Source organism: [Bacteroides] pectinophilus (assembly GCA_025146925.1).
Classification (GTDB): domain Bacteria; phylum Bacillota; class Clostridia; order Lachnospirales; family Lachnospiraceae; genus Bacteroides_F; species Bacteroides_F pectinophilus.
The window spans coordinates 2,262,893-2,280,950 of record CP102260.1; the positions used below are offsets into that span (position 1 = coordinate 2,262,893).

Below are 18,058 nucleotides of genomic sequence, written 5' to 3' on the forward strand. Positions count from 1 at the left end.
ATGAAATGTTTATCTGCAATACATCATTGCTATCTTATCACTTTATCCCTGATATATCAATATCGCCATCGAACACTGTAACCGCAGGTCCTTCCATATATACTGTATTCTCTTTGCGGTTCCAGCTGATATTAAGCTTTCCTCCAAGCACATGCAGAACTGCCTCATCCTCAGCAAATCCGTTGAGTACAGCAGCTACAAGACTGGCACAGCAGCCTGTTCCGCAGGCAAGTGTCTCTCCTGCTCCGCGCTCCCACACACGCATCAGAAGATTATTTTTATCAATAACCTTGACGAACTCTGTATTGGTTCTCTCCGGGAATACTTCATGATTTTCAAAGAGTGGTCCTATCTCCTCTATCCTGAAATTATCCATATCAAAATCATCATCCATGAATACTACGCAATGAGGATTACCCATAGATACACATGTCACCTGATAATCCCTGCCTGCAACCGTAAGCGTCTCACTCACAACAGCATCCCTGATTGTATCTTTTGTAATTCCTTCTATGTCCTTACCGCTGATATTGACCGGAATATCGGATGCTTTGAGAATAGGGCTCCCCATATTGACCCTCACACTCACAACCCTGTCTGTCGCAGGGTCTACATTAAGCTGTATGTACTTAATCCCGGCAAGTGTATCTATTGCAAGCTCCTTCTTATCAGTCAGCCTGTAATCATATACATACTTAGCCACACATCTGATTCCGTTGCCGCACATCTGCGCACGGCTTCCGTCAGAATTATACATCTCCATGAAGAAGTCCGCCTTATCAGACGGCTTTATGAGGATAAGTCCGTCTGAACCTATTCCAAAATGTCTGTCACTCACAAACTTTGCAACTGCCCCGGCATTCTCAATCGATGTCTTCGTACAGTCAACATAGACATAATCGTTGCCTGCACCATGCATTTTTGTAAATCTCATAAAATACCTCATTCTACGAATAAATTCCAATTACCATCTGTGCAGATTCAACAAAACTGTTACCACTGTCCATGCTGCACTTCTGGATGTAGCGATGTGCCTCAGGCTCGGTGAGGTTATTCTTCTCCATAAGGAGAATCTTAGCCTGATCTATTATCTTCTGTTCTTCTTCCGATCTCTGTCTCGGCTGTATGCGTGCCTTACGCCTTCTCCTGAGCTGTGACTGCATCATCATCTGCAGAGTACTTAAAAGGTCATTAACCTTGATTGGCATGGCTGCACATACTATGTCATTATATTCACAATCACTCCAAAGACTCTTAGATGCAACCAGCAGAAGCTGAAAACTCCTTGGCTTATACTCATAAAGGTCTGTATAAAGCATGTCGCTCAGCTTATATCCGCATATTATAATTCCATCCGACAGATTATCCGCAATGTTAATTGCCTGCGCTCCTGTAGTGCATGGTGGTGCAACAGTATAGCCGTTGCGGACAAGCAGACCTTTTATTGCCTTGGCGTCCTCAATCTTTGGAAATGCTACTACTATCGTTGCCATATTAAAATTCCCTGCAATTAATATTTGTTAAGGTACTCATCTAATTCCCACTGTGTAACCTGTCTGCGGTATGAGTTCCACTCCTGCTCCTTAGCCTCAAGGTACTTCTTTGAAACATGAGGTCCGAGTACATTCATGATAAACTTATCTTCTCTTAAGCACTGGAGTGCCTCATAGAGGTCTACTGGAAGACTGTCGATTCCGACAAACTTTCTCTCGTCATCTGTCATGTCAAATATATTGCAGTCGATTCCTGAAGGTGCTGCAAGCTTATTCTTAATTCCGTCAAGTCCTGCTGCAAGGCATACAGCAAGTGTAAGATACGGATTAGCTGTAGGATCCGGGCTTCTGAGCTCGATTCTTGTGCTCTGTCCTCTTGATGCCGGTATTCTGATAAGCGGGCTTCTGTTAGTTGCTGACCATGCAATATAAAGCGGTGCCTCAAAGCCCGGAACCATTCTCTTATATGAGTTAACAAGCGGATTGGCAATAGCTGTTATAGCCTTCATATGCTTCATAAGTCCCGCTATAAAGTGATATGCATCCTCACTTAATCCGAGCTTGCCATCTGTTCTGTCGAATATATCCCTGCCTGTATCCTTATCTGCAAGTGACATATTTACATGCATACCCGAACCGCATGAATTCATTGTAGGCTTTGGCATGAATGTTGCATGAAGTCCGTGTCTCTGCGCAATAGTCTTAACCGTGAGCTTGAATGTCATGAGATTATCTGCCGTTGCAAGTGCCTCGTCATATTTGAAATCTATCTCATGCTGTGCAGGAGCCGTCTCATGATGTGAAGACTCAATCTCAAATCCCATATCCTCAAGAGTAAGAATCATGTCACGGCGTACATTCTCAGCCCTGTCAGATGGTCCAAGGTCAAAATATCCTGCCTTCTCATGTGTTATTGTTGTCGGAAGTCCGTCATCATCCGTATGGAACAGGAAGAACTCACATTCAGGGCCCACATTGAATGTATATCCCATCTCATCAGCTTCCTTAAGCACTTTCTTAAGGATATATCTCGGGTCACCCTCAAAAGGTGTTCCGTCTGTCTTATATACGTCGCAGATAAATCTTGCAACTCTTCCCTGCTGCGGCCTCCATGGGAATATCTCAAATGTATTCAGATCAGGATGCAGATACATATCTGATTCCTCAAAACGAACGATTCCCTCAAGTGCCGAGCCGTCAAACATACACTTGTTATCAAGTGCCTTCTGAAGCTGGCTTGAAGTAATTGCGACATTCTTAAGAACGCCAAAAATATCAGTAAACTGAAGTCTTATGAACTCTACGTCCTCTTCCTCTACAATCCTGAAAATATCTTCCTTAGAATAATCATGCATATCGCATAAATCCTCCCAAAAATAGTGTACGGCAAAAGTGCCACTATGATTATAAAATCCATTTAATCTCTTGTCAATAAAATCAGTATTTTCATGCGCTTTTCACAGGCAGACTGTGACATAATATTTTGTCATATTTCCAATATTGCAAATTTCGACATCCCCATATATAATTAAGTCTGATATTAATAAGAAAAGAAAGGGTTAATCATGAATTTCATCAGACAAAAAACAACTCGTCTTCTGGCGATGCTGCTTGTTATGTCATCCTTACTTGTGTCAGGATGCGGAAGTAACGCAGCAACCGCAGTTGATGCCACTATTGGAAACACATCGGAGACAGTGGCACAGGCTGTTACCGAAGCCGAGACTACCACACCGGCACCCAAGAGCACCGAAGTCAGTCTTATGATGATTGGCGACATGCTTATACATGAGGGAGTGTATAAGAGCGGACTTCAGGATGATGGCACATATAATTTTGACCATCTCTTCAAGAATATCCTTCCTGATGTCAAGGCTGCCGACATATCAATTGTCAATCAGGAGACAATACTCGGAGGAACAGAGCTGGGACTCAGCGGATATCCGGCCTTCAACAGTCCTTATGAGATTGCGGATGCAATAAGTAAGGCAGGTTTTAATGTGGTTCTCCATGCCACCAACCACACACTTGACAAAGGGCTTAAAGGCGTAAACAATGACATTAACTACTGGAAGAACAATTTCCCTGATATAAAAGTATTGGGAATAAATGAAAATGAAGAACAGTACAACAGCATTTATGTATACGAAAAAGATGATTTCAAGATATCAATCCTTAACTATACATACGGAACAAACGGAATACCGCTTCCATCCTCTAATCCATACGTTGTTAATCTTCTTGATGAAGATAAGATAAGAACCGATGTTGCCAAGGCGAAGGAGCTTTCAGACCTTGTAATTGTATGCCCTCACTGGGGTACGGAATATGTCTACACGCCTGACTCATGGCAGAAAAAATGGACAAACCTCTTCCTTGAGCTCGGTGTTGATGTAGTAATCGGTGCACATCCTCATGTTATCGAACCTGTAGAGGTTAAGACACGCGATGACGGACATCAGATGCTTGTATACTATTCACTTGGTAATTTTGTGTCTAATCAGGACCATTCTCCGCGAATGCTTGGTGCAATGGCCAAGGTTACAATGGTTAAGGATGATTCCGGTGCATACGTTAAGAGCTACAGTGTAGTGCCTCTTGTAACACAGAAGCTCTTCGGCAAAGGCCAGATAACAACTTATAAGCTTTCTGATTACACACAGACTCTTGCATCCCAGAATGCAATAAGGCGTGACGAGAACGGTGCGGATTTCTCACTCAGCTTCTGCCAGAACCTCGCACAGCAGGTATTCGGTGATTTATGGACAGGTGAGGTACAGATGATGCCTTCTGATGATGCAGACGCCGCATCAAAAACGCAGACTTCAAAAGCCGCAAAAAGTAACTAATACTCTGCTTACAATTTGATCACAATAAAAATCGCAGATGAGCGTTACGGGTGATGATTCCCGTATTCGCCATCTGCGATTATTATTTGTATATCAGCATTCATCAAGCAGCTTTTCAAATTCACTCTGTGGAATCGGTCTGGAGAAATAATATCCCTGAATATAATCACTTCCGCATTCCTTAAGAAACTCTACCTGTTCCCTGGTCTCCGCTCCTTCGGCGACTATCTTTACTCCAAGCTCATGTGCCATGCTTATAATTGAGCGGATAATCTTCCCGCTCTTCTTATTCTTTCCGAGCATCCTTATAAACTGCATATCAAGCTTTATAATATCAAAATCATAATTGGCTATCGTTCCATATGAAGAGAAACCGCTTCCAAAATCATCAAGCAGCAGTCCTACTCCGAGCGAACGCATCCTGCCAATCATCTCTTCTGCCCTGTCATTAAGAGACATATAAGCCGACTCAGTAATCTCAAACATTCTGTAAGGCCTGAGACTGCTCTTCGCTATTATCTCATCTATAATTGCTGACGGAGTCTTGGCATCATAAAAATCCATTCTTGAGAGGTTGACTGTTACCGGTACCACATGCCTGCCACTGTTAAGGCGGTCTTCGATAAACTTATTCACTGTGTGTGATACAAAATAATCGACTTTGGCAATATGCCCATTCTTCTCAAGCGTAGGAAGAAACAGTCCCGGAGATATCACATCCCCATTGGGCATAATCCATCTTATAAGTGCCTCAGCCTCAACAATCTTCTCTGTATAAGGATCATATATCGGCTGATAGAATACCTGAAGCTCATTTCTCTCAAGTGCGTACGGAAGATTGCTGTGTATCATGCACTGCTTTATATACAGGTCGCTCATATCATTATTAAATACGATATACGGCTGCATATATTCGTTAGTTAAATTATTACAGGCAAGCTTTGCCATATCATACATTGCATCTACATCGGCCGGGAACCTGTCAACCTTACAGATTCCGCACCTTGCATATACATTAATACTCTTACCATCATATATGAACTCAAATTGAAATATATCCGCAAGCCTGTCGTAATCCAGATTCTTACACTCAACAAGGCAAGCAAAGTGGTCTGCACTGTTACGTGCGGTAAGCACCGGGTTGAGGGGTGAATTATTTATGTATTTTAAAAAATATCTGAGTAATGCATCTCCGCCCTTGAAGCCTATAATCTCATTAACTGACTTAAAGTTCTTAAGGTCTATATACAATAACGCATATCTGTCCGTTGCAGTCTCACCCTTAAAAATCCTGTCCGCAAGTCTCTTGAAGCCCTTACGGTTAGCTCCTCCCGTTACCATATCAGTCTCTTCAAGACTTGTTATATCCTTCATTGTAGTAAGTATAACTGTATGTTCTTTATCAAAATATATATATCGATATCTGAAAAGAAGAACCTCACCACCCATCACGTGATGTGTAGTAAACTCATATGTACCATTATCATCCAGATTCTTAATTATTGTCGTAAGATCTACGGCTCCTTCATAATCCTCACGTTCCTCGTCAGAAATCCACTTATCAGTAATAGTTCTGCGCACGCTATCATATTCATCACTTCTGTCTATAACATCTTCGTCATTGCTGAATATCATTCTGCATCTTGTAAGTACCCCACTGCTTATATCAATCAATGCAACTGAATAATATTCATCCTCATATAGGAGCTTAGGAAGCATCGCTGCAATCTCCCTTGCCGAAAAACTCTTAAGTACACTGCCCAAATCATTATCAACCATACTAGTAATCTCCATTCAACAGATATGACCACGCCATGATATAACTAACATCACCGTCTCCTTCCCGGTCTCTCATGGCACTATCATAAGACATTGCGCCACGGCTGTCATGACGCAAAAACAGCAGCGTAAGTGTATATTATGCTATAATTGTAAATTTACACCTACACTGCCATTTTACTATATGCCGGATTATATTTCCAGCATTAAATTATTCTTCTATATGCTCACGTCCCTGATCTATAATTGCCCTTACATGATCATCTGCAAGCGAATAGAATATTGACTTGCCATCCCTGCGGCTCTTAACCAGCTTATTCTGTTTCAATATCCTCAGCTGGTGAGAGATTGCCGACTGAGTCATGTTAAGTGCCTGCGCAAGATCACACACGCATACCTCTGCTTCAAAAAGCACAAACAGTATTCTTATTCTGGTCGAATCTCCGAACACTTTGAACAGTTCCGCCAGATCATAAAGCTCTGTCTCCTCAGGTATCGTATCATTTACTATCTTAAGGAGGTCTTCATGCACTTCAACTGATTCGCAACATTCTGAGCAGTCATTTTCATTGTCGTTAGTGCCTTTTACAACTATCTTTTTTTCAGTCATATTAAACCTTTATTCCTTCTACAGTTTCTTTACAAAAAGCGCCCTGATTGCATTGATTACTGCAATAACCATAACTCCTACATCTGCAAATATAGCCACCCACATATTGGCTATGCCAAGTGCACCAAGTATAAGACATACTATCTTTACACCTATTGCAAAATAAATGTTCTCATATACTATTCGCAGGCACTTCTTAGCAATCTTTATTGCCTTGGCAATCTTAAGAGGATCATCATCCATAAGCACAATATCTGCAGCTTCAATTGCCGCATCAGAACCAAGTGCCCCCATTGCGATACCTATATCTGCCCTTGAAAGTACAGGCGCATCATTGATTCCGTCTCCTACGAATGCAAGAGCCTCCTTACTGTGTTTCTTTGAGAGAAGTTCTTCTACCTTGGCAACCTTATCTCCCGGAAGAAGTTCACTGTATACTGTGCTTATTCCGAGGTCTCCGGCAACCTGATCAGCTACCTTACCGGTATCTCCCGTAAGCATTACAGTCTCTTTGATTCCCATTCTGTACAGCTGTGCTATTGCCTCCTTAGAATTAGGTTTCTCTCTGTCCGCTATAAGAATATGTCCTTCATATCTTCCGTTAACAGCCATATGGACTATCGTTCCTACGCTGTGGCAGTCTGAATATTCTATACCGAGACGTTTCATAAGCTTAGTGTTACCGGCTGCCACACTGACACCGTCAACCACAGCAGTCACACCTTCGCCGCTTATCTCTTTGACATCTGTAACTCTTGACTGATCTATCTCTTTTCCATAAGCACGCTGAAGGCTCTTACTTATAGGATGTGACGAAAAACTCTCCGCAAGCGCAGCATACTCAAGAATCCTGGCTTCCTCGAGCTTGCTGTGATGTACTCCCACAACTTCAAACACACCCTGTGTAAGTGTTCCCGTCTTATCAAACACAACATATTTTGTCTTTGAAAGTGTCTCAAGATAATTAGATCCCTTAACAAGTACACCGGCATTACTTGCTCCGCCAATTCCCGCAAAGAAACTTAGTGGTATACTTATCACAAGTGCGCACGGGCAGCTTATTACAAGGAATGTAAGTGCCCTGTATATCCATTCTCCCCACATTGCATCAAATCCAAGGAACATACTCACTACAGGAGGAAGTATTGCAAGCGCAAGTGCACCATAACATACTGCCGGTGTATAGTAGCGGGCAAATTTGGAGATAAAATTCTCAGATCTTGACTTCTTGGAGCTTGAATTCTCAACAAGGTCAAGTATTCTTGATACTGTGGATTCGCCAAATTCCTTTGTTGTCTTTATCTTAAGAACTCCTGTCATATTAATGCAGCCGCTTATTACATCATCGCCTGCCTTAGCTTCTCTTGGCACGCTCTCTCCTGTAAGTGCGCTTGTGTTAAGTGTAGTACTGCCTTCAATGATAACACCATCAATAGGAACTTTTTCGCCTGGCTGCACAACTATTACAGAGCCAATCCCAACCTCGTCCGGATCAACCCTCTCAAGCTTTCCGTCACGCTCAATATTGGCATAATCAGGTCTGATATCCATAAGCTCGCTGATATTCCTGCGGCTCCTGCCGACAGCATAGCTCTGGAACAGCTCACCAATCTGATAGAACAGCATAACGGCAACGCCTTCTTTGTAATCGCCAAGTGCAATAGCACCTACAGTTGCAACCGCCATAAGGAAATTCTCGTCAAATACCTGTTTGTTCTTAATTCCCTTGAACGCCTTGAGCAGTATATCATATCCGATGATAAGATACGGAATCATAAAAAGCACAAACTCAAGCCATCCCTCCACCGGAATAAAAGCAAACAGAATCATCGTTACCGAAGCGGCTATTATTCTTATTAAAACCTTTTTCTGCTTCTTATTCATATTACTCTCCATTCCGCAGGCACAAAGTGCCGGAGGAATCGCGGGCCAAATATAGAATTTGGCTCTGCGATAGATGCCATTTGTGGCGCCTGCGACACAAATGGCTGTGTGAAAAATCAGGTATCAGGCTGATGTTTCACACTATCTCCATTCCGCAGGATTACAGGTAAATCTCGCAATCATCCTCTACCTTCCTGCAGTTCTTAAGAACCTCCTGCATAACAGTCTTAGGGTCCTGTCCTTCCTCAAACTCAACATTCATCTTCAGTGTCATAAAATTAACAACTGCATCCTTAACTCCCGCTGTATTCTTAGCAGCCTCTTCCATCTTGTTAGCGCAGTTGGCACAGTCAACCTCAATCTTATAACTCTTCTTCATAAAATCCTCCGTTTCTAAAGCTCATGCTTTAACATTAATATCATATTATTCTTTGTTTTTATAAACATATGAACAATCATTCATATGTTTAAATATATTATAGCATTGGTAATTTATATGTCAATATTTTTATTACATTTTCTAAAAATTCCGATGCTACCGCATCATCATTGTCAACAGCATTGCACACGCCGGAAGTGTAATTATACTTAGCAGCGTTGTCAGGACAACAGAGCCGGCTGCTGTCTCTTCATTATATTCAAACTGTACTGCAAATACCGAAGTTATTGCGGCACTCGGACATGCCTGAAGCAAAAGCACTACCTCCGGAACCATTCCCTTAACACCGAGTAATGCAAATACAGCAAAGCTTATCGCCGGTATAAGGAACATCCTTATTGCTATTACCATCATAATTTCCCTGTTTTTAAGCATTGACCTGACGTCACCTGATGCTATAAGCATTCCTGTTATGAACATTGATAACGGCGTATTCATGTTACCTATGATATTAAGCGGCTGCTCAATAACTGATGGCACAGGAATACGGCAGAGATATATTATGAGGCCTATAACAACAGATATTATTACCGGTGTCGTAAGTATTGTATGTAATACCTCTTTTGCATTAACTTTCCTGCTTACCATCGCATATCCGACGGTCCACAATAAGATATTAAATATCGTAACGTATACGCTGGCATAGAGAAGTCCCTCTGACCCAAACAGTGCCTGAATCAGCGGGAATCCCATATATGCAGCATTAGAAAACATACATGCAAATCTTAATATCGGCAAATCCTTACTTGTAACTTTCATTGTTATTACAAGCGTGACAACTATGCCTATTATCATAAGTATAGTACTCAGCACAAGCGACCTTACAAGATTTGTAAGTATCTCCTCATTAAAATCCATTATGTATGAATGTATTATCATTGCCGGAACAACAAGGTATAAAAGCAGATCTGAGAACGCTTTTTTCCCTTCAATCTTAACCGCCTTAGTCTTAACGCACACAAAGCCTGACATAATAAGAATAAACAGGACTACAACCTGTTTTGCCGTAATTAATGCAAGATTCATCTGTATTTTTCTCTCTTTCCTTTAAAATATATCACTCTCAGTCAGCTATCTGCTTTCCTGTCGTGTCCATATGAAAATCATCTCTTATTATTAACTGTGATATCGGAACAAGCTCATAGCCCTTCGCCTGAATGCCTCCTATCAGGCTGCCAAGCGCTTCTGCCGTATATTTGGCACCATTATGGCACAATATTATAGCTCCGTTATCAAGATATTTGCTTTCTACAACCCTTTTTATAATTGAATCCACCCCGTAGTCTTTCCAGTCAAGACTGTCAATTGACCATTGTATCGGATAGTAATTCATTCCGTATACGGTTTTGATAAGTTCAGAATCATAGTCTCCGTACGGAGGTCTGAATAAAAACATGTCATATCCGGTAAGCTCTTTTACTTTATCGTGAACTTTCATAATCTCTTCCTGATTCTGTGCCTCAGAAAGCTTGCTCATCTGTTTGTGATTTTCACTGTGATTACCGAGGTCATGCCCTCTTGCATATATCTCCTTAACCATATCGGGATAGTCATTAACCCATCCACCCGTCATGAAAAATGTCACTTTGACATTATATTTATCAAGCGTATCAAGTATCCTTATTGTATCATCTGCTCCCCATGCTGCATCAAAGCTTAATGAAACCTGCTTTGATGCGTCATTCTGCCTGTCTACACAATATATCGGCAGGTCTTTTCCATTAATCGTACTGTTCTTTGCATCGCTTATCACATTAGCCGACGATACCGTCTTTTCATTGCTGCCTCCACCTCCAAGACACCATTGCAAAGATACCGCAGTGACTGCAAACATTATCCACGTTGCGCGAACCCCCTGCGGCATCTTATACCATGTCTTTTTGATTCCATCTGACGCATAGCGCATAAGCTGGTTCATATATATCTCCCGAATCAACGGACTTGGTATATTATTATGAACCGGCTGCTTGTCATATGTCAGACATTAACCGCCTTGTCTAACGTAAATGAATATATAAGTTTCTCACTGACTTCCATGCCTAATGCACGTTCAAGTGCTTCCGAATATAATTCAAGCTGTATTGTATAATGGTCTCTCAGTATCTTTTCAGCGTTACTTCCTGATACTCTGTCTGTCTTGTAATCAACAAGAACAACTTTGCCATTCTCTTCAAAATACATATCAATTACACCCTGAATCAGTACTGTCTCTTCATCAAGCAGTGAGTAAGACACATTATATCTGTCAGCAAGTTCCTGATATATCTTTATACTGCCCGCCGGTATACCCATTACAAACGGCTGCTCCCTGTATAATCTTCCTGCCCTGAATGCTTCCGCGGTCCTTGCACCTATACTGCTGTTACAGAAATCATATACCTTCTGTGGATTCACAGCATCCGCCTGCCGCCGCGTCATCATATTCCTATCGACAAGCTCATCAATATATCCTCTTATATCATCGACACTGCCGCAACGGTTGTAATCAAGACACTCCATAACCCTGTGAAATGCGGTTCCGCGCTCAGCCGGTGCCACATCCTCTTTTTTGCTTATGAACTGTGGCACACACGGCTCGTAAGCAGGCTGTACACCTTCTATACCGCTCTCACTGCCGCTCTTCCCATTGTTTGCCGCATTAAGTTCCGGCAGGACATCTCTTGTGAACTCTTCCTGTTCCTCATATTCATGCAGCTTAATCTCAGATACTGACAGCTTTGTCTTCATTGTAACCGCATATCCGTACCGGTAAGGTTCAATGCTGACAGCCCCTTTCTTAGCTGCTTCATGAATATCAGCTGCATTGTGAGCCATTATATCATGCTTATCCCCATTATACTCATCCTCATCCGGCTCCTTATTAATTTCGGTAACACTAATATCAAAATTCACTGCGTCACCGCATGCTACAGGCATAATCATATCCATATAGCTTGAGCAGCCCTGAATTCCGTCAAATGTTGATACGTCAGTCGTCTTCCACTTTGCACACATCTTATCATAATTTTTCAGAGTACCGGTCATTATAAGCTTTTCCTTGGCTCTTGTCATCGCAACATAGAGAATACGCATCTCTTCTGCCAGATTATCGTCAACAAGCTTCATCTCTACAGCGCTTTTCACCGGTGTAGAAACTTTCGTACGCATCACTGTGTCTATTATATCCGCACCTACGCCTATATCGGAATCTACAACAACGCGGCCTCTCGCATCCATATTATTGAACTTTTTGGCAATTCCGGCAACTATTACTATCGGGAACTCAAGACCTTTGCTCTTATGTATACTCATTATCTGTACAGCATTATTGTCAGACATATCCGATGCCCCTGACTGCGAGTCAAGATTATACTTTCTTATCTTCTCAATATACCTGAGAAAATTAAATAAACCATGATAACTTGTCCGGGCATAACTTTCTGCCTTATCACAAAGCATGTCAAGATTCTGCTGCCGCATGCTTCCCGCCGGCATCATCCCCACATAATCATAAAATCCTGTGTCATATATTATCTTCCATATAAGTTCATTAATTGTAAGATATACTGATTTGGTCCTGTAACCCTCAATCATTGTGAGCAGATTATTGATTTTGGCACATATCTCATCCTGATTGTCCGCATGCGAATTAAGATATCTGTTCATCGATTCATAAAGCCGGGCATCCGGATATGCACTCTTAACTAATGCAAGATCATTTACATCAAGTGTGCCAAAATAAGACAGTGCAACAGCTGCAAGAGGAATATCCTGTGCCGGGTTGTCTATAACCGCAAGGAGATTAAGTACCTGTTCAATCTCGTATGTATCGTAATAACCGCTTGAGCTCTGTGCAGCCGCCGGTATTCCCGCATTCATAAGCTCGTCAGCGAACACATCAGCCCATCCGTCAAGCGACCTTGTCAGCACAACTATATCTCCATATTCAGCTTTTCTGTATGTGCCAAGACGCTCATCATACACCGGCATTCCCGTATCTTCATCAATAACCTCTTTTATTATTGATGCGATAAGCCGCCCCTCACATTCCCTTGGAGTATTAACGTCATCTTCATCATATTGAATATTCAGGTCTGCCAGTCTTATTGATGTTCTGTTATCCATCATTCCTGAGTCTGTCCTCTGTGCAAATTCAAGTCCCGGATTAAGTCTGACATCCTCTGTATATTCAATTCCACCGCATTCTCTGTGCATAATCTTCTCAAAAACCGAATTGACAGAATACAATACCTGGCTTCTGCTGCGGAAGTTGTTGCGCAGTTCTATTACTTCACAGCCGTCAGCATCAGGATACTTCACATACTTATCAAGAAACAGCTCCGGTCTTGCAAGCCTGAACTTGTAAATACTCTGCTTGACATCACCCACCATAAAAAGATTGTTGCGGCTGCTGTCAAGCCTTCCGCGTGATACCGCTGTCAATATCATCTCCTGAAGCATATTGCTGTCCTGATATTCATCAATCAGAATCTCCCCGTAATATGATGCAAGATCATCAGCAAGCTGTGTGTATTCGTCTGTATCATTCTCATGTTTTACAAGCAGACTGCACGCCATGTGTTCTATATCGTTAAAATCTATAATATTCTTTTCTTTTTTGGCGGCATCCACCGCATCCATATATTCGGATGCAAGCGTAATAAGCATTCTCAGAGGTGCCCCGTTAGCCGAAAGCTCACGCAGATACTCCTCAACGCTCATTGAACACAGCCTGTCACGAAGCTTTCTGAATGAATCACGGTACTTTGTCCTTGAATTCCTGACAAGCTCCTTCATATCAGGATCAACGCCGCTTCCACGCTTTCTGCTAAGATCCGTGAACTGTATTCTTGCGGCAGTCTCCATCCACTGTGAGATGTTCTCTGTATTAAGCAGCATATCCATGCCTTCAAGGTCTGACAATATATTATCAATGTACATATCAGGCCCTGCAACATCTTTACATATGTCAAGAAGCCGTCTGAACTTTTCACGGCTTCCCTGAATATATTTTGTGACATAATCAAACAGATACTGTGCCGGAAGCGATTCATTGAACTCATCCACAGTTGACGCACTTCCCGTGTCGATGCAGCTTTGCAGCCATTCGTGCGGCCATGGGTAGCTTCTGGCATAATTATATATTTTGTTAATAAGGTCTTCTATTGCCTTGTCGCTCTTTTTCCCCGAATACGAATTGATAAGTGCGTAAAAATCCTCGTTGCCGCCGGCATAATATTTTTCAAGCAGCTCACCCATAACATCGGCCTTAATAAGTTCAAGCTCACCTTGGTCTGCTATCCTGAATCCCGGGTCAATATCGAGATTCATATAATTATTACGCAGTATGTTAAGGCAGAAGCTGTCTATTGTTGTTATCTGTGCCATATGTATCATCGCAAGCTGCCTCTGGAGATTCCTGTCAGACGGATTCTCCTCAATCATACTCTCAAGTGCAGCTCCTATACGCTCGCGCATCTGTGCCGCAGCTGCGTTGGTAAATGTTACGACCACCAGCCGCTCTATATCCACATGGTTATCAGGATCCGTTATCATGCGTATTATTCTCTCAACAAGGACTGCCGTCTTGCCGGAGCCTGCTGCTGCTGAGACAAGAATATTTTTATTATGGAGTTCAATTGCCCTCTTCTGTTGTGCTGTCCAATTCCTTGCCATCAGCCATCTCCTCCTGTTCACGATCCATATAAAGGCGTTCCCATACTTCATTATCCTTAAGATGCCTTACTCTTCTGTATGAATTACCCGGAATATCACTGTAAAATCCACACACAGACCTGTACGGACAATACTCGCAGGAATCCTTTCCGCTGTCTGCTACAGGATTAATATATGCATTTCCATTAAGCATATTATCCGTCATCAGGTCCATAGTATCCGTAATGTGCTCCGACAGTCTTGCAAACTGTCCTGCCGTAATATTCTTATCACCTTTTACCGAATCCGCACTGCTTCCCATCAGTTCCTGCGGCATCTGTCCGTTGACGATGCCATCATATGAAAGCTGTGCAAGAATCTTCTTTTCTACCTTCTCCCGGCTGTCCTGCCTGTCTACTATCGGATCGTCAACCACATAGTAAAATGCTCCTGCCGGCACTATATTCTTTCCCGGATGCAGCTTTTTTTCATGCTCCATCGCCGCAATCATATATGTCATCAGCTGTATCCTGAGTCCATAGTATGTCTTATAAAGCGAGAACTTTTCATTTCCCGTCTTGTAGTCAATTATCTTTATGTATATGTTGTCGCCGTCCTCGCAGACATCTATCCTGTCAATGCTTCCGACCAGCTCAACTTTTCTTTTGCTGACAGACTCATTCATCGGAAGTGAGAATCTGACCTCAAAGCTCTCCGGAACAAACTGCTCCTGTTCAAGCTGTCTGCCGATTGCCCATACAGTCCTCTGTGTAAGCTCCTTGACCTTCTCAATCATATACTCATTGCGGCTGCTGTCCTTAAATACCGCATTGCCGTATTCTGCAGCAACCGTGTCAACCACTCTGCCGACTATCTCATGGCGCTGTTCATCTTTCATATCCGCGAAGCTCATACCGCTCCTTATCACTTCTGATGATATGCATTCCATCGACTTGTGCAGAATTGAACCCGTATCGCTTGCACTTATCGTATATACGTCACGTTCATCAAGACCGAGTCCATACCTCAGAAAATGTGCGAACTCACACGAAGCGAACTGTTCAAGTCTTGTAACACTCTCCCTTACATCAGTTCCATATAGCGCATCAGCTGCTGCCTGCACAAGATTAATCTGTGAATCTTTTATATTCCATTCCTTATCAGCCTTCGGAATTGTAAGCCACATATCATTATTCATATCATCACATGTGCGCATTGAAAGCTTGGGATAAAGCTTATACATTGTTCTTACAAAATAGGACGGGCGGCGCTCTCTTGCATCAATTCCCCTCGCCGCATATGTAAGATACAGCTTCCATGAAGGCTTGGTAAGATTCATATAAAGATAAAATCTCTCAATAAATGCTTTCTTCCTGGCATCCGGTGACAGCGTTACGGAAGCATTCTCGAGAATATACCTGTCAAGCTCCGACAATATCCCTTTATTCTCACTCTTCTTTGGGACTATGCCGTCATTAACTCCCGCAAAGAAAAGAACCTTTATATTGTCGAGTCTTGTTCTTTGCATATCACCGATAAGAACACAGTCAGCCGTCGGAGGAATAAGCCCTACCTTAATCTCTTCAAGCCCTGAGTCAAGAAGTCTGGCGAACTCTTTTCTCTTAATCTTTTCTTCACCCAGCAGGCTGTATATCTCGTCAAACAATGACATTACCTTAGGATATATCTGCCTGTACTGTGATGCAAGTGCATTTTCTTCATTAAGCTCAAGCCGGTCAGCCAGTTCATTCATCTTATGCTCAATATCTGATGCCGCTACGAACTCATACAGAGCTTCCAGAAGCTCACCAACACTTACTGTCGTTCCTGATGCCGCCGTATATGCCCTGTCAAGCGGTTCAAGTATCTTAACAGTCCTGTAACGCAATTCATTAAGCTGCGTAAGATCTGCCTTTTCCCTGTTTTTCTTTATATAATTGCGGTCCCACTGGCTGTACCAGCGTTTTCTGCCGCGTATACCGAGTGCAAGACAGTAATTTTCAAGCAAATCCGTCTCATTTGGTGTAATTGCAGTTATGCCGCTCCTTAAGAACCTGAACATGCTCTCATACGAATATCCGCTCTCTATTACTGCTATTCCGCTTCTCATAAACTCTATCATCGGATTATTCATGATATTTCTCTTATAGTCAACAAATGCAGGAATATCATTCTGTTCAAATATGTTGGCAGCAAGCATGCCATATGTCTCTATATCAGCAGATACCACGGCAATATCCCTGTATCTTATACCTTGCTCCCTTGTAAGCCTGAGGATCTCAGCCGCGATGAACTGAAGCTCCTCCTTAGGCGTTATTCCGCAGTATATCTCTATATTCTCAGGTTCATCCCTGTATACACGGCCATTATACCTGAACATATTCTGCTCAAGAAATGCCAGCTCCGGTGCCCTGTCAAATCTGTATGTATGTTCACACAGTGTATATGGTGCAACTTCTACATGACTCTCATCAGCTATTCTTAACAGTGACGATATCGTCTCCTTACTCATCGCAAATAACGATTCCGGGCCATCCTGAACATTAATATGCTCATTGCTGTCTATCGTCACTGTAACGTAGACTTCCGCTGCTGTCTCAAGCAGCCTTGCAAGAAGACCATACTGCACGGGTGTAAATCCTGTAAAACCGTCTATCGCTATCACACTGCCTTTGATGAGCTCCGATTCATGCACATGCTGCGCAAGTAATGAAAGAAGGCTCTCAGACGTTATGTAATCACGCTCTGTGTACTCCATAAATGCACGGTATACGACCTCTATATCAGTAAGCTTGTCTGCCAGTGCTCCATTGCCTGCAACTGCCGTGATTATCTGCGGCATATCATCCGGTGCAATTGCATACTGCAGAAGTTCCGATATAACAGACTTCACCTCTGATACAAAACCCGTCTTATCAAGATTACCTGCAAATGCTCTGAGTTCCTTCCGGTGGTTCTCCATAACTTTGCGTATTATCAGATTCTTGCCGGTATCATCAAGTATGGTCTGCCCTTCAAGTCCAAGCTCCGCAAATACACGGCTTGCAAGTCTCTGAAAGCTCAATATATCCGTTCTGATTATCGAATGTCCCGGATGAAGCTGCACAAGCTTCTTCTGTGTAGCCATCGTATACTGCTCAGGTACAATGACAAGAAAATTCCTATCTTTCTGTTCTCCTGAAGCCTTTATTATGCTTTTATATAACAGCTCCGACTTTCCGCTTCCGGAAGAGCCGAGAATAAAATGTAGTGACATGTGTATACCTCCAAGGTGGTGGCAGAAGGTGTTGTGGCAAAGCCGCTTCCGCTGCATGCAGCTCGCAACGGTACTAAGCGGCTAAAAGACAGCCGCTAAGTGCCGGCGGCTGCA

At 42.5% G+C, this 18,058-nt stretch carries 12 protein-coding genes; 1 reads left to right on the forward strand and 11 read right to left on the reverse strand.

Annotated features, from left to right (window positions below):
* Window positions 1-37: 37 nt before the first annotated feature.
* Genes dapF through glnA form a run of 3 tightly spaced genes read right to left on the reverse strand, consistent with a single transcriptional unit; the run spans window position 38 to window position 2,848 of the window.
* Window positions 38-934, reverse strand: coding sequence for a diaminopimelate epimerase (gene dapF, locus NQ488_10640; protein UWN95028.1), 897 nt, complete (start codon window positions 932-934; stop codon window positions 38-40).
* A gap of 13 nt (window positions 935-947) precedes the next feature.
* A complete protein-coding gene (locus tag NQ488_10645; protein UWN95029.1) occupies window positions 948-1,493 on the reverse strand; it encodes an ANTAR domain-containing protein in 546 nt (181 codons plus the stop codon).
* A 17-nt stretch (window positions 1,494-1,510) separates the two neighbouring features.
* On the reverse strand, window positions 1,511-2,848 hold the full coding sequence (gene glnA, locus NQ488_10650; protein ID UWN95030.1) for a type I glutamate--ammonia ligase: 1,338 nt from the start codon (window positions 2,846-2,848) through the stop codon (window positions 1,511-1,513).
* 210 nt (window positions 2,849-3,058) lie between these two features.
* Between glnA and NQ488_10655 the strand changes: the two genes are divergently transcribed.
* Window positions 3,059-4,342, forward strand: a complete 1,284-nt coding sequence (locus NQ488_10655; GenBank protein ID UWN95031.1) for a CapA family protein — start codon at window positions 3,059-3,061, stop codon at window positions 4,340-4,342.
* A 93-nt stretch (window positions 4,343-4,435) separates the two neighbouring features.
* Here NQ488_10655 and NQ488_10660 read toward each other — a convergent pair whose 3' ends face one another.
* The 8 genes from NQ488_10660 to NQ488_10695 form a co-directional block, all read right to left on the reverse strand.
* Window positions 4,436-6,121, reverse strand: coding sequence for a GGDEF domain-containing phosphodiesterase (locus tag NQ488_10660; GenBank protein ID UWN95032.1), 1,686 nt, complete (start codon window positions 6,119-6,121; stop codon window positions 4,436-4,438).
* A 211-nt stretch (window positions 6,122-6,332) separates the two neighbouring features.
* The gene (locus NQ488_10665; GenBank protein UWN95033.1) at window positions 6,333-6,731 is read right to left on the reverse strand and encodes a metalloregulator ArsR/SmtB family transcription factor; all 399 of its coding nucleotides are present in this window, start codon (window positions 6,729-6,731) and stop codon (window positions 6,333-6,335) included.
* Window positions 6,732-6,749: 18 nt separating this feature from the next.
* Window positions 6,750-8,615, reverse strand: coding sequence for a heavy metal translocating P-type ATPase (locus NQ488_10670; protein UWN95034.1), 1,866 nt, complete (start codon window positions 8,613-8,615; stop codon window positions 6,750-6,752).
* 160 nt (window positions 8,616-8,775) lie between these two features.
* On the reverse strand, window positions 8,776-8,994 hold the full coding sequence (locus tag NQ488_10675; protein ID UWN95035.1) for a cation transporter: 219 nt from the start codon (window positions 8,992-8,994) through the stop codon (window positions 8,776-8,778).
* 156 nt (window positions 8,995-9,150) lie between these two features.
* The gene (locus NQ488_10680) at window positions 9,151-10,080 is read right to left on the reverse strand and encodes an AEC family transporter (protein UWN95036.1); all 930 of its coding nucleotides are present in this window, start codon (window positions 10,078-10,080) and stop codon (window positions 9,151-9,153) included.
* A gap of 37 nt (window positions 10,081-10,117) precedes the next feature.
* Window positions 10,118-10,972, reverse strand: a complete 855-nt coding sequence (locus NQ488_10685; protein UWN95037.1) for a polysaccharide deacetylase family protein — start codon at window positions 10,970-10,972, stop codon at window positions 10,118-10,120.
* Between the two features lie 59 nt (window positions 10,973-11,031).
* Window positions 11,032-14,709: a helicase-exonuclease AddAB subunit AddA gene (gene addA, locus NQ488_10690; protein ID UWN95038.1), complete on the reverse strand. Its 3,678-nt coding sequence runs from the start codon at window positions 14,707-14,709 to the stop codon at window positions 11,032-11,034.
* Complete coding sequence (locus tag NQ488_10695) at window positions 14,669-17,944, reverse strand: PD-(D/E)XK nuclease family protein (GenBank protein ID UWN95039.1); 3,276 nt, start codon at window positions 17,942-17,944, stop codon at window positions 14,669-14,671. The genes addA and NQ488_10695 overlap by 41 nt, the downstream gene beginning before the upstream one ends.
* Window positions 17,945-18,058 lie beyond the last annotated feature (114 nt).

Coding starts and splice junctions, on each gene's coding strand:
- dapF (UWN95028.1), bottom strand. CDS start 934: ATGAGATTTACAAAAATGCATGGTGCAGGCAACGATTATGTCTATGTT.
- glnA (UWN95030.1), bottom strand. CDS start 2,848: ATGCATGATTATTCTAAGGAAGATATTTTCAGGATTGTAGAGGAAGAG.
- addA (UWN95038.1), bottom strand. CDS start 14,709: ATGGCAAGGAATTGGACAGCACAACAGAAGAGGGCAATTGAACTCCAT.
- NQ488_10665 (UWN95033.1), bottom strand. CDS start 6,731: ATGACTGAAAAAAAGATAGTTGTAAAAGGCACTAACGACAATGAAAAT.
- NQ488_10670 (UWN95034.1), bottom strand. CDS start 8,615: ATGAATAAGAAGCAGAAAAAGGTTTTAATAAGAATAATAGCCGCTTCG.
- NQ488_10695 (UWN95039.1), bottom strand. CDS start 17,944: ATGTCACTACATTTTATTCTCGGCTCTTCCGGAAGCGGAAAGTCGGAG.
- NQ488_10645 (UWN95029.1), bottom strand. CDS start 1,493: ATGGCAACGATAGTAGTAGCATTTCCAAAGATTGAGGACGCCAAGGCA.
- NQ488_10680 (UWN95036.1), bottom strand. CDS start 10,080: ATGAATCTTGCATTAATTACGGCAAAACAGGTTGTAGTCCTGTTTATT.
- NQ488_10685 (UWN95037.1), bottom strand. CDS start 10,972: ATGAACCAGCTTATGCGCTATGCGTCAGATGGAATCAAAAAGACATGG.
- NQ488_10675 (UWN95035.1), bottom strand. CDS start 8,994: ATGAAGAAGAGTTATAAGATTGAGGTTGACTGTGCCAACTGCGCTAAC.
- NQ488_10655 (UWN95031.1), top strand. CDS start 3,059: ATGAATTTCATCAGACAAAAAACAACTCGTCTTCTGGCGATGCTGCTT.
- NQ488_10660 (UWN95032.1), bottom strand. CDS start 6,121: ATGGTTGATAATGATTTGGGCAGTGTACTTAAGAGTTTTTCGGCAAGG.